The sequence below is a fragment of the Streptomyces sp. NPDC046876 genome (genome assembly GCF_040645035.1).
Taxonomy (GTDB): domain Bacteria; phylum Actinomycetota; class Actinomycetes; order Streptomycetales; family Streptomycetaceae; genus Streptomyces.
Window position 1 is genome coordinate 21,833 of sequence record NZ_JBEYXK010000018.1, and the last position, 12,399, is coordinate 34,231.

The 12,399-nt window shown below is 72.7% G+C and carries 12 protein-coding genes and 1 pseudogene; 5 read left to right on the top strand and 8 right to left on the bottom strand.

Features of this window, described 5'->3' with window-relative positions; genetic code table 11:
• Positions 1-29 precede the first annotated feature (29 nt).
• On the top strand, positions 30-908 hold the full coding sequence (locus ABZ924_RS13315; protein ID WP_361907708.1) for a crotonase/enoyl-CoA hydratase family protein: 879 nt from the start codon (positions 30-32) through the stop codon (positions 906-908).
• A gap of 43 nt (positions 909-951) precedes the next feature.
• On the opposite strand, the gene ABZ924_RS13320 is transcribed toward ABZ924_RS13315, so the two are convergent.
• Positions 952-2,133 carry a serpin family protein gene (locus tag ABZ924_RS13320; RefSeq protein ID WP_361907710.1) on the bottom strand — a complete coding sequence of 394 codons (1,182 nt, stop codon included), beginning with the start codon at positions 2,131-2,133 and terminating at the stop codon, positions 952-954.
• Between the two features lie 46 nt (positions 2,134-2,179).
• Here ABZ924_RS13320 and ABZ924_RS13325 point away from each other — a divergent pair.
• Positions 2,180-2,338: pseudogene (locus tag ABZ924_RS13325) on the top strand (IS110 family transposase); the annotation flags it as partial.
• Between the two features lie 313 nt (positions 2,339-2,651).
• Here the strand turns inward: ABZ924_RS13325 and ABZ924_RS13330 are convergent.
• From ABZ924_RS13330 to ABZ924_RS13345, 4 genes are all read right to left on the bottom strand, one after another.
• Positions 2,652-3,902, bottom strand: coding sequence for an MFS transporter (locus tag ABZ924_RS13330; RefSeq protein WP_361907712.1), 1,251 nt, complete (start codon positions 3,900-3,902; stop codon positions 2,652-2,654).
• Between the two features lie 153 nt (positions 3,903-4,055).
• Positions 4,056-4,922 carry an NmrA family NAD(P)-binding protein gene (locus ABZ924_RS13335; protein ID WP_361907714.1) on the bottom strand — a complete coding sequence of 289 codons (867 nt, stop codon included), beginning with the start codon at positions 4,920-4,922 and terminating at the stop codon, positions 4,056-4,058.
• A 52-nt stretch (positions 4,923-4,974) separates the two neighbouring features.
• On the bottom strand, positions 4,975-5,436 hold the full coding sequence (locus tag ABZ924_RS13340) for a hypothetical protein (protein WP_361907716.1): 462 nt from the start codon (positions 5,434-5,436) through the stop codon (positions 4,975-4,977).
• A 120-nt stretch (positions 5,437-5,556) separates the two neighbouring features.
• Complete coding sequence (locus ABZ924_RS13345; RefSeq protein WP_361907718.1) at positions 5,557-6,078, bottom strand: MarR family transcriptional regulator; 522 nt, start codon at positions 6,076-6,078, stop codon at positions 5,557-5,559.
• Positions 6,079-6,257: 179 nt separating this feature from the next.
• Between ABZ924_RS13345 and ABZ924_RS13350 the strand changes: the two genes are divergently transcribed.
• Entirely contained in the window at positions 6,258-6,386 is a 129-nt protein-coding gene (locus ABZ924_RS13350; protein ID WP_361907720.1) for a hypothetical protein, read from the top strand.
• Here ABZ924_RS13350 and ABZ924_RS13355 read toward each other — a convergent pair.
• The 3 genes from ABZ924_RS13355 to ABZ924_RS13365 all read right to left on the bottom strand — a co-directional run bounded on the left by ABZ924_RS13355 (position 6,383) and on the right by ABZ924_RS13365 (position 9,320).
• Positions 6,383-6,817: a hypothetical protein gene (locus tag ABZ924_RS13355; protein ID WP_361907722.1), complete on the bottom strand. Its 435-nt coding sequence runs from the start codon at positions 6,815-6,817 to the stop codon at positions 6,383-6,385. The two genes, ABZ924_RS13350 and ABZ924_RS13355, sit on opposite strands and share 4 nt — an antisense overlap.
• A 203-nt stretch (positions 6,818-7,020) precedes the next feature.
• Positions 7,021-8,565, bottom strand: a complete 1,545-nt coding sequence (locus ABZ924_RS13360) for a carboxylesterase family protein (protein ID WP_361907724.1) — start codon at positions 8,563-8,565, stop codon at positions 7,021-7,023.
• A gap of 86 nt (positions 8,566-8,651) precedes the next feature.
• Positions 8,652-9,320, bottom strand: coding sequence for a TetR/AcrR family transcriptional regulator (locus tag ABZ924_RS13365; RefSeq protein ID WP_361907725.1), 669 nt, complete (start codon positions 9,318-9,320; stop codon positions 8,652-8,654).
• 157 nt (positions 9,321-9,477) lie between these two features.
• On the opposite strand from ABZ924_RS13365, the gene ABZ924_RS13370 reads away from it, so the two are divergent.
• Positions 9,478-11,076 (top strand): APC family permease, encoded by a 1,599-nt coding sequence (locus tag ABZ924_RS13370; protein ID WP_361907727.1) that lies wholly within the window; start codon positions 9,478-9,480, stop codon positions 11,074-11,076.
• A gap of 161 nt (positions 11,077-11,237) precedes the next feature.
• A complete protein-coding gene (locus tag ABZ924_RS13375; RefSeq protein WP_361907729.1) occupies positions 11,238-12,383 on the top strand; it encodes an agmatine deiminase family protein in 1,146 nt (381 codons plus the stop codon).
• Positions 12,384-12,399: the final 16 nt, after the last annotated feature.

The window sequence follows — 12,399 nt, forward strand, 5'->3', positions numbered from 1 at the left end:
GGACCGGCGCACCGCGCAAGAATGCCGCCATGGCGGACACCCACGGCACCCGGCGCACCCGGCCGGAGCAGAAGCAGGCCTCGGAGCAGCCGGCGCGGCCGGACCGGGCGGCACCGGCAGCCCCGGCAGGACCGGCAGCCCCCGCGGTACGGATCGAGCGCGCCGGCCCCGTGACCACGGTGGTGCTCTCCCGCCCTGAGGCCCGCAACGCCGTGGACGGCCCGACGGCCCGCCAACTGGCCGACGCCTTCCGGGCGTTCGAGGCGGACGAGGAGGCCTCGGTCGCCGTCCTGTGGGGCGAGGGCGGGACCTTCTGCGCGGGCGCCGACCTGAAGGCCGTCGGCACCGAGCGCGGCAACCGGGTGGAGCCCGACGGCGACGGCCCGATGGGACCCACCCGGATGCGGCTCACCAAACCGGTCATCGCGGCCGTCGCCGGACACGCCGTGGCCGGCGGGCTCGAACTCGCCCTGTGGTGCGACCTGCGCGTGGTCGAGGAGGACGCGGTTTTCGGCGTGTTCTGCCGCCGCTGGGGCGTGCCGCTCATCGACGGCGGGACGGTCCGGTTGCCGCGGCTGATCGGCGAGAGCCGCGCCATGGACCTGATCCTGACGGGCCGGCCGGTGCCGGCCGCCGAGGCCCACGCGATCGGGCTCGCCAACCGGCTCGTACCGCCGGGGCAGGCCCGGTGGGCCGCGGAGGAACTCGCCCGGGAGATCGCCTCGTTCCCGCAGCTGTGCCTGCGCCACGACCGGCTCTCCGTACGGGAACAGCACGGGCTGGCCGAGCCCGAGGCACTGGCGGTCGAGCTGCGGCACGGCATGGTGCCGCTGTCCGCGGGGGAGACCCTCTCGGGCGCCGCGCGTTTCGCCTCCGGCGCCGGGCGGCACGGCTCCTTCGCCGACTGACTGCTTCGCCGTACGCCGCCGTACGCCGCCGGCCGGGTTCGGATTACGGCGCGGTCCTGCCGAGCGGCTCGGGGTCGGCGACCCAGCCGGCCGCCAGGACCAGACCGCTGGCCCGGTGCACGGACAGGAAGCCGAAGGGCCGGTCGAAGCGGACGTCGACGCGGCGCACCCGGTGCCGCCGCGCCGGCGGGGCGCCGCCCGGCTGCATGGCGATCGTGGTGACCGCGGCCGCCTCGAAACCGCGGGCGTGGAAGGCCGCCACGGCGGACTGCCGGGCCTCCCCGACGGCGAGGGGACGGCTGCTCACGCCGGGGAAGTGGCCGGTGCTCGCGCGGGCGGCCTCGGCCAGCCCGAACAGCGGGGCCCGTTCGAGCAGATCGTGCTCGGCGGCCACCGAGAACGCCACCGTGGACAGGCCGAGGACCGGCTCGGGCCGTGCCGACTCGACCGTGGTGACCCGCACGCCGGGCCCCGCCGCTCCGTCGGGCAGCTGGGTGCCCGGTACGGCCGGGACGGCGCGGGCGGCCGCCGCCATACCCTGGGCCAGCACCTCGCCCGGGGCGGCCTGCTCGGCGCCGAGGACCAGGTAGACGTCCGTTCCCGAGTCGCCGCCCACCTGGTACAGCGTCAGGGCGCCGGCCACGACGCCGACCCGGTCCAGCCGGGCGGAGTACCGCGACAGCCCCTGGAGCCGCCGCCCCGCCCACGGCCCGGTGGCGGGCTGCTCGGGGTGCTCGGTGAAGGGATGCCGCCAGGTCACCTTCAGGGCCAGGGCCGAGGCGAGCACGAGCAGCGCCCGGGCCGGGTCGGCGACGGGCATCGTCTCGATGAGGCCGCCCGTCCGCTCCGCGGCCCAACGGTCCAGCGCCGCCCGGTCGGTGGCGGGGTCCCCGGTCAGCCGGCCGCGCGTGCCGGCCGGGAGGCCCGCCGCCCAGCGGTCCTCCAACGGCAGTCCGGCCTGCGTCCAGAGGCCGAGGGCAGCCGAGAGACCGCCGATCGAGCCGAAGCCGGAGAGCAGCTCGCGGGCCGCCCCGGCCGCCTGGGTGGCGGACATGCCGAGGGCCTCTTGCAGCTCGTCGCGGGTTCGGCCGACCGCGCCGTCCGCGAGCAGGGCCAGCAGGGGCCACAGCCCGGCCGCGGTGAACACCGTGTTGCCCCGGGGGTCCAGGGCCCGGGCCCACCGGGTGGTGAGCGCATTGACCGCCCCGACCGTCTGCATCCACATGGGCCCCCACCTTAATCCGTGGTTGAGAGCGGTCCGGCCGGATGAGAACAGGATCCTGCCGGACTTGCTCGCCGAGTACGGCGACACCGAAGACACCCCGATTCCGGTCGCGATCGAGACCTCGCGCGGTCTGCTTGTCGCAGTGCTGAGGGCCGGCAAGCGGCAGGTGTTCGCGATCAACCCGATGGCTGCCGCCCCCTGGAGAGCGTGCGCCGGCTTCATGAGAGGGCCACGTCATCGACCCCGAGGACCTGGCCCCCATCTCGCCGTACCTGACCGAGCACATCCGCCGCTTCGGCGAGTAGTACCTCACCCACGAACTCGGCATCCAGCCCGAGGCCTACGACCCGCATCCGGACCTCGACTTCAGTCCGCTGCGCGGCGATGGCCCCGGCGCTGACGGCTCCGGCCAGGCGGCCTGACCACCCATGCCATGTCGCTACTCCAGCGGCAGCGCGCTGCACACGCACGCGCACCGTTCCACGCCACGCGGAAGACTGCTGGCGCCTACTCCCTGGTCATTTCGTCACTTTCGCAGCAACCTCCGGCTGCGGCCGGGTCCGCATACCCCAGCGGGCAAGAGAGGGGCCGGCAGCACCCAGCGCCGCGAAGAACAACGCCAGCAGCAGCCAGCCTGCCGTGCCGAGGCCGAGCACCACCGTGGTGAGGATCGCGGGGGCGAGAGCCTGGCCCGCGCTGAAGCCGAGACCGAGGACACCTTGGTATTGGCCTTGGGCGTGGTCGGGGGCAAGGCCGAAGCCCAGGGCGAAGCCCGCCGAGGATTGCCAGACCTCTCCCAGGCTGTGGACGAAGATCGCTGCCAGGACCAGTCCCGCCGCGGCCCAGACAGGGGCGTACGCCGCCAGCGCCATCATCGGGCAGCTGACGAGGAAGAGCAGCCCCGCGGTGCGAAACGCCCTGCCGCCGTCGCGCGGGGTCTCGATACGCGAACCGATCCTGGTCTGCATCAGCACGCAGAAGGCGGAATTGACGGCGAACAGCGCGGCCACAGTCCAGCGCGGTGCTTCGGTGTGCTCGGAGATCCAGATCGGCAGGAGCAGGGAAACCACCGGGTATTGCAGTCCCATGGCCCCGTAGAGGGCGGTGAACGCCAGGAACGGGCGGTCCGTGAACGCGAGCCAGCGACGCTGCTGCGGCGGTGCCGCCAGCACCGGGTAGCGAGGTAGCAGGAGCAACAGCACGGCATACAGGGCGAAGCTCGCCGCGTTGCCGAGGATCAGCGTGACATAGGCGCCGCGGGTGTCCGCGGCCAGCGCCAGCCCGGCGCCCACCGTTCCCAGGACGACGCCCAGGTTGACGAAGGTGCGCAGCTTGGCTCGAAACCTGGCCGGGCGATCACCCCCGACCCGGACCACCAGAGCGCCCCAGGCCGCCCCACCGACCGCCGCGGCGATCTGGTCGACCGTCGCGATGATCGTGAGCGCGGTCCAGCTCTCCACGAGGACGAGGGCCGCCATCGACACCGCCTGGACCGCGAGGGCGAGCACCATGATCGTGCGCGCGCCGCGCCGGTCGGCGAGATGCCCGCCGGGTATCCCCGCGCACAGGCCGATCACTCCGGCAATGGTGAGCGCGGCACCGACCTGCACTGCGGGCAGACCCACGACCAAGGTGAAATACAGCGCCGACGCCGCGTTGAACAGACCGTTGCCGACCCGGTTGACGAAACTGGCGGCGACCAGCACGCGCTCCGGCCTGCTGTCCCCGGCCATGCGGCCTATTCGGCCTGCCAGGCCGCCCTTGATCATGGACCGCAGGCTAGCAGCGGCCGCAGAACCCTCCGCAGTCGTACCAAGATCGCGTGCCCTGGCGGTCATGCGGGCCCCGACGTGTGTTCCATCCCCTGGAGGCCGGTGTCGGCAAACGAAGGCGAGCTCAAGCGGTCAGCGCACCAACGCTGTTCAGGAGGGCTTGGTGAACGTGTGGAGATGTTCGCGGAGGAAGGTGTGCAGGGTCCTGGCGGGGCGGCCGAGGATGGTCTCGATGGTGTCGTTGGGAGATTCCGGGCGTGCGATGGCCAGTTGCTGGATCTCTACCACGTGGCTGGCGAGCCAGGGCGGCATATGTGCGGTGGACAGGAGGTGGCTGTGGAACTCGCTCGGCGGCAGGTCGATGTAGCGAACGGGGCGGCAGGTCAGCTCGCCGAGCAGACGGGCGAGCTCGGGGTGGCTGAAGGCCCGCGGGCCGGTCAGGGTGTAGGTGGCGCCGGCAAGGCCGGGGCGCAGGAGGGTCTCGGCGGCGACGTCGGCGATGTCTCGGACGTCGATGTAGTTACAGGGTGCCTCGCGCATGGCCCCGACGAGTACGCCCTCGGCGATCGCCGGGGCGTTCAGGAGCAGCTTTTGCATGAATGCGTAGGGCCGGAGCAGCGTGGCCGTCATTTCGGTTTTCGCCAGGTGTTCCTCGACCAGCCAGTGGCTGCGCGAGATGGCCACCGGTGAGGCGGGCTCGGCTGCCGGGGCGGAGAGTTTGACCACGTGCCGTACCCCGCAGTGGGCTGCGGCATCTATCACGTTGGTCTCCAGCTCGGCTTGACGCGGGCTGTTGGCCATGGCGAGGAACAGTTGCGTGGATCCCTCGAACGCGTCGCGGAGCGTCTGAGGGTCTGCGGCGTCCGCACCGACGATCTCGACCGGCGTGTTCGTGCCGATGGCGGCGCGCAGATCGTCGGGCGTACGGCTGACGGCGCGGCAGGGGGCTTCGAGTTCGATGAGCCGCCGGAGCAGGGCGCTGCCGGTGGCGCCGGTGGCGCCGATGATGGTGATCACAGTGTGCCTTTCGTGGGTGAGGGGTCTGGAGAATCGGGTGGGAAGGGCTGGGTCAGGCCTGTTGCCGGGATGTCGTGCCGTGCCACCGCCAGGTGACGATGGCGGCGGCCAGGCCGGCCGACAGCGGCAGGTCGATCCGCAGCCGCTCCAGCCATCCGGCATCGGGCACCGGTGTGTGCGACGGCAGCCAGTCGGATCCGAACCAGCCGGCCAGGCCGGCGATTCCGGCCGCTGTGACGGCAAGTCCGAGGGTGAGTACCGGTCGCGGTGCCGAGGTTGTCCAGCGCCGGGGTCGGCCGCGGCGGTGCAGCCACGCGCCGACGATGCAGGCCACCAAGGCCGATGGGGCCCCGATGGAGGTGAAGGCGGCCCTGGTCAGTTCGGGCTGGCCGCTGAGGAATCCGCCGAGCCCGGCGGTGAGCGCAGGGGCCAGGTAGGCGGTCGCGGCTTCCTTCCACAGGATGAACGGACGCGTGGCGACACCGCGCCGGGCGGTTCCGGGAGGGGGACTCATGTGACTCCTCCAAAATAAATTAGCTGGCTAACCAGTTGATTAGGAAGCTAACTACTTGGGTGTAGGAAAGGGTGCCGCGCGGTCGAGGCAGGCGCCCCCCGCGCGGACGTGATGCCGCAGCTATTCGGCAGTCAATGCGCCGATCCGCTGAGTGATCCGCTCCAGGAGGTCGAGGAACAGCCCGCGTTCGTCGGCGGCCAGTCCGCCGACCAGCGCCTCAAGCCGGGCGAAGTGGTCCGCGGCCATATCGCGCAACCGCCGGCTGCCGCGCGCCGTGAGTACGACCACTGCGCCCCGCCCGTCCTCCGTTGAGGCGCGGCGAGCCACCAGGCCCTCTCGCTCCAGGCCAACGACCAGGCCGGTCACTGTGGCGCGCGAGACGCCAAGACTCTTTGCGAGCTGCGAGGGCGACTTCTCCCCGTCGCTGTCCTCGAGATCCACCAGGAGGCGGTAGCGCCCGGTCGACAGCCCGGAACGCGCGAAGTGCACTTCGGATGCCCGGTCCAGGCGCGCCCCGGCAGCCATCAGGCGCACCGCGACAAGCACCGCCTGCGGGTCGGCCTCAAGCCCGTACCGCGCGATCTGCTTCCGCGCCTGTTCGAGCGTGGGTGCAGCGCCGGGGTTCGTATCCTCGTCACTCATGAGAAGTAATATGGCAGCTAACTATCTGCCGGTCAAGTCGCCGAGAGCCTCGCAGCCGCAGACTACGGGCCTTCACGGATGCCGACCCTGTCGCCCCGTACGCAGCCGAACGGGTTGCTTGCGCCTCGGGCGCAGTGCGGGAGCGGAGCGGCGGGGACCGGGCCCGCCGGTCGGCGTCGGTGAGCCGCTTCTGCCTCTTCAACCGGATGATCGGCCAGCTCTACCACTGCCTCCAGCAGGACCGGAGATATGACGAGGCCCTGGCCTTCCCTGCTCCGCCCGAGCAGGTGGGCGCTGCGGCCGCCTAACCGGAGACCGGCCGCTGGTCCGGGGAGCGGACCCAGGCAGCGAAGCGCTGATCGGGTACTGCATCCTCCCTCCAGTAGCGCAGGACGGTTTCCTGGACGATGTCGAGTCGCTCTGCGGCGATCAGGCACGAGACCGGCTCTTGCCCTCCCGCATCGGCCTCGAAGGCGACCACGACGGGCGGCTTCTCGCCGAGCTGACGAGTGACTCTGAGGATCTCGTCGGGCGACGGCGCGCGGAAGGTCGGATCGTGAAACGCCGAAGGGCAGTTGACGAATAGCGGATCACCGAAGACCAATTCCAGGCTGTGGTAGTACGCCAGGTCGTAGTTGGCAGCGAGCCTGAGCTGTCCGCCGTCCCAGGCAACGACGTCCCAGTCCCACCAGGACCCCTCAGGGAGCTGGATCCCAGCATGCGCTCCTTCGGCGTCCACCCGCGCCCTCCTGCCGTTCGAACAGATCGACAGGCTACACAGCGGCTGTGACCGTGCGACTTGACGAGTCAGAGCCCTGAGGCGTCTACGGGGCGGCCCGCGGGTTGCACTGCGCGCGGCCTTTCCCCCACCCCGCCCCTTCTCTCCCTGCTACCGCCGGGAGGTTCCCCCAGAAACCTCTCGATCGCCGGGCGGCGGGAGGCCTATTGCCGCAGGGGCATGGGGGAGAAGGGGTGGTTCTCCCAGATCCGGCGGGAGGCGTCCTCCGGGTACGGGGCGACGGCCGGTCGGGTGTCGAAGAGTCGGACCAGGCGCTGCCGGGTGTCGTACGCGGGCCAGCCGGGGTCGCCCTCGGCGGCGAACGCCGTCCACGCGGCACGCATGCGGCCGGACAGTTCCTCCGCCTCGGGGGAAGGCGGCGTACCGATCAGCGCGGCCGGCTGACCGCGGTCCAGGGTGCCGAGGACGAGCGGCACGTCCAAGCCGTGGCAGGCGCCCAGCGCACCGCCCATGCCCGGCGCGGGCCAGGTCAGCTCGTAGGCGTACGTGCACCCGCCGGCGGCCGCGTGGGCCTCGGCGAGGTGCAGCGTCGGCATCCTGAACAGCCAGTCGGAGTGGACCCGCTCGTACAGCTCCTCCGGACCCGCCGCCGGAAAGGCCTCGCGGTAGCGGCGCGCACCGTCCTGGCCGGGGGCGAAGACGTCGAGTGCGCTGCCCGCCTGCTCCTCGTCCACCGCGCCGAGGAGGCCGTCCACCGCCGCGAACAGGCGGTGCTCGTCGCGGGTGTGGCCGACGAGGAGTTCCACGCCGCGGGCGGCGCCGGCGGACACGGCCTGCCACGGGGTGGCGGCAAGGACCTCGCCGTCGACGACGGGGGAGAAGAGGATTCCCCTGTGGGCGGCCCGGCCCCAGCGCCCGTTCCACTGCCCGGACTTGGCGCCGACCGCGTCACCGGCGGCGGGCAGCCGGTGCGGGGCGACTCCGGACAGGTCGCCCACGGTGGGCCGCAGCCCGAGCTCGGCGGCGCAGGCGGCGGAGATGTCCTCGGCGAGCTCCGGTGAGAAGAACGTGCCCGGCATGCTCTGTACGACGGCCCGGCGGAAGAGCCCCTCCGCGCGGTCCATCGACAGCAGCGCGGCGATGGACCCGCCGCCCGCCGACTGGCCGAAGACCGTGACCCGGCCGGGGTCGCCGCCGAAGGCCCCGATGTTGTCGCGCACCCATCGGAGGGCGGCCACCTGGTCGAGCAGGCCGCGGTTGGCGGGAGCCCCCTCGATCTGCGCGAAGCCCTCGATGCCGACCCGGTAGTTGAACGTCACCACGACGACACCGCCCTCGCGCGCGAGGCGGCCGCCGTCGTACTCGGGCAGGCCGGACGTGCCGAAGGCGTAGCCGCCGCCCTGGACCCAGACCATCACCGGCAGCCCTGCACCCCGGTCGGCCTCGGGTGACCAGACGTTGACGGTCAGCCAGTCGTCGCCCGCCGCGTCCCGCGCCAGCGCGTCCATGCCGAACAGGCCGGCCTGCGGGGGAGGCGGACCGTACGCGACGGCCTCCCGCACCCCGCTCCAGCCCCGTACGGGAAGTGGCGCGGCGAACCGCAGGGCGCCGACCGGCGGCTCGGCGAAGGGAATGCCGCGGAAGACCGCCACTCCCGCCTCCCGGCTGCCGCGCAGCGCCCCGGCCGCCGTACGGACGACGGGCCGAGGCGCGGACGAACCGTGTGAAGCGGGCGTGGCAACGGTCATCGGAGGCCCCTTGGCATGGGTGGAGGGGCCTCGCCGGCCCCGGACGCCGGGAATCATCCACCGCGTCCGGATCCCGCGCCAACGAATTACCGGGGGCCGGGTGCCTGCGGCTGCGCCGCCCCCGCCCCCGGCCCCGCCCCCGCCAGTCCGCGCAGCAGCAGGCGCACCCCGAGGTCGAAGCCGCGCGAGTCCAGCTCGGCGAGGCCGCCCGGCAGGGCGCCCGCGGCCTCCAGCGAATCGGCCAGGGCCGGGTAGTTCGGCCGGTAGGCGCCGGGCGGGCCGGTGAAACCGGCGGTGAAGGTCTCCAGTGCCGAGCCGAGGACGAGGTTGTCCAGCGCGGCGGCGGCCTCAGCGGCCTCGGCGGGGGTGCAGCCGTACCGGGTGAGGGCCGCGAGCACGGCGTCGTACCCGCGCAGGGCCTTGTCGGACGAGACCCGGTGGCGGGCCACGAGCGGGATCATGTGCGGGTAGCGCAGGTAGACCCGCCGGTACCCGTGCGCGTAGGCCGTGATGCCCTCCGCGCCGCCGGGGTCCGCCAGCGGTCCCAGGTCGATCTCGTCGTTGATGAGCTCGGCGACCGCGTCGAGGAGGTCTTCCTTCGATGCGACGTGGTGGTACAGGGACGCGCCCTTGACCCCCAGCCGGTCGGCGATCGTGCGCATTTTCAGCGCTTCCGCGCCGTGCTCGTCCAACAGCTCCAGAGCCGCGCGGGCGATGATCGCGCGGCTGAGGAGGGTCTGGCTCGGCCGTGGCATCTGCGACTCCTTCACTCCCGGATGCGCAGGTTACCTGTCAGGAACGCTTCACAAGCAGCCAGGAACGCCGCTACATTCCAGCCACCTCGTTTACCTAACGCGGTTAGATTTAGCGCGAGCCGCCGGTCGGCGTCCGCGCGCCCGGTGAGGTGATCACATGAACAGACGTACGAACGCGGTCGCGGGTACGGCGGCAGATGCGGTGGCGCATACGGCAGCGGATACGACAGCGGATACGACAGCGGATGCGGCAGTCGACACCGATGCGGCCCGCCTCCGCGACCTGGGCTACCGCCAGGAGCTGCGCCGCAGCCTCGGCATCCTGGGCAACATCTCCATGGGCTTCGCCGTGGTCTCCCCGGTCGTGGCCCTGTACGCCGTCTCGATGGTCGGGACCACCGTCGCGGGCCCGCTCTGGGTCTGGGCGCTGCCCCTGGTCCTGGTCGGCCAGTGCCTGGTCGTCAACGTCTACGCGGAGCTGACCTCCCAGTGGCCGCTGGCCGGCGGCCCGTACCAGTGGGGCCGCAGGCTGCTCGGCCCGGCTTTCGGCTGGCTCGGCGGCTGGGTGTGGCAGTTCGCCGTCATGTTCGGCAACACCACCGTCGCCTACCTCGCGGCGCCCTGGGTCTACGCCCTGGTCGGCGCCACCCCGACGCCCGGCGGCCTGGTGGCCGTGGCCCTCGGCATCCTGTGCGTGTGCATGCTGGTGAACGCGTACGGCATCACGATCCTGCGCTGGTTCGTCTCCCTCGGCATCGCCGCCGAGGCGGTCGCGTCGGTCGGCGTGGGCTTGGCCCTGCTGCTCTTCTTCCGGGAGCACGGCTTCCCGCTGTTCACCGAGACCCTCGGCGCCGAAGCCCTCTCGGGCGGCTCCACCCTGCTCGGCTTCCTCGCTGCCGTGGCCGTCGCCGGCTGGGCCTTCATCGGCTTCGACGCCTGCGTGTCCACCGCCGAGGAGACCAAGGACGCCGGCCGCCAGGTGCCGCGGGCCATGTGGTGGGCCCTGCTCAGCGTGGGCGCCGTCGTCATCCTCAACGCCATGGCCGTCGCCCTCGCGCACCCGCACCCCGAGGCCGTCGTCGCCGGCGAGGACATCGACCCGGTGACCACCGCCGTGGTCCACGCCTTCGGCGGCTGGTCCGACAAGCCGTTCGTCGTGGTGGTGCTGGTCGGCTTCCTCGCCTGCGCCATGGCCTCCCAGGGCGGGGCGGCCCGCGGCCTGTTCTCCCTCGCCCGCGACGGCGTCTTCCCCTTCTCCCGGCACGTCCGCAAGGTCAACCGCCGCCAGGCCCCCATCGGCGGCCTGGTCGCCTCCACGCTCATCAGCGGCGGCGCACTCGCCCTCGGCCTGAACGCCACCGCCATCGGCAGCCTGATCGCCTTCGGCACCGCGGCCACGTACCTGCCGTTCTTCTTCGTCTCGCTCGCCGCGCTCGTCGCGCGCCTGCGCGGAACCTGGGTGCCTTCGGGCGCCATCCGGCTCGGCCGCAAGGGCACCGTCCTGAACGTCCTCGCCGTCGCCTGGACCGCCTTCGAGGTGGTCAACGTCTGCTGGCCGCGGGCGGTCCTCGCACCGCCCGGCGCCCCCTGGTACCAGGTGTGGGCCGCGCTGCTGGGCACCGCCGCCGTGCTCGGTTCGGGTCTGGTGTACCTGCTCGTACGCCGCCCCCACGACCGGCTCCGCGGCGACGGCCCCGACGCTGCGCCGGCCGCTGTGGCCGATCCAGCGGCGGCCAGCCCGGCGGAAGCGTCCTGACGGAGGTCCCGCGCGACCACCCCCCACGCTGCAGTTCACCCGTCCGACCGGCTCCGCCCCGAGCACCGAACACCGGGCACCGAACACCGGGCAACGAGACCGGACAACGAGACCGGACAACGAGCACCGAGCACCGCCAACGCGCCACGGAGGAATGCGCCATGTCCCTGTCCAGCACACCCCGCCCCCGCACCTCGCGCCGTGCCTTCTGTACCACCGCCCTGACCACCGCCGCGGGCCTGTTCCTCGCCACCGGAGCCACAGGCCGGGCGGCGGCCGCAACGGCCCCCGCCGCCGGCGCCCTGACCGTCCCCGCCGAGTGGCAACCGCACTCCGGCTGCGTGATGGCCTGGCCCTGGGACCGCAACGTCGGCTGGGGCGGGCTGCTCAAGGCGGTACAGGCGGAGGCCGCCGCCATAGCCAAGGCCATCGCCCGCTTCGAGCCCGTCCTCATGGTCGCCGAGCCCGGTACCGCCGCCGACGCCCGCCAGCAGTGCGGCGGCAACGGCGTGACCGTCATCGAGTACCCCGTCAACGACTGCTGGACCCGCGACACCGGCCCCGTCTTCGCCCTCGACGGCGACCGCACCCACCTCACCGGGCTCGACTTCCGCTTCAACGGCTGGGGCAACAAGTACCCGTACGACAAGGACGACCTGCTGCCCGTCGGCGTCTGCGACCACCTGTCCGTACCGCGCCGGCCCGTCGACCTCGTGCTCGAGGGCGGATCGGTGATCACCGACGGGGCGGGCACCCTCATCACCACCGAGGAGTGCCTGCTCAACCCCAACCGCAACCCGGGGCTGAGCCGCGCCCAGATCGAGTCCGCGCTGCTCGCCGCGTACGGTGCGAACAAGGTGATCTGGCTCCCGTACGGCCTGAACAACGACATCATCACCAACGGGCACGTCGACCTCGTCGCCGCCTGCCTCGGACCGGCGCAGGTCCTCCTGCACACCCAGCCCGACCCCGCGCACCCCAACCACGCCCGGATGGCCGCCAACAAGGCGGTGCTGCAGGCCGCGACCGACGCCTGCGGCCGCCCCTTCCAGATCAGCGAACTGCAGCAGCAGCCGCAGTTCCGCGTCAACGGGGCCCTGGTGGAGACCTTCAGCTACACCAACTACTACCTGACGAGCGGCAGCGTGGTCGTGCCGACGGCCTCAGTGGCCGACGACGCCCCCGCGCTGGCCCGCTTCGCCGCCCTCTTCCCGGGCCGGGAGATCGTCGGCATCCCGGCCCGGACCCTGGCCTGGGGCGGCGGCGGGGTCCACTGCATCACCCAGCACGTCCCGGCCACGGCCTGACCGGCCGACCGCGGCG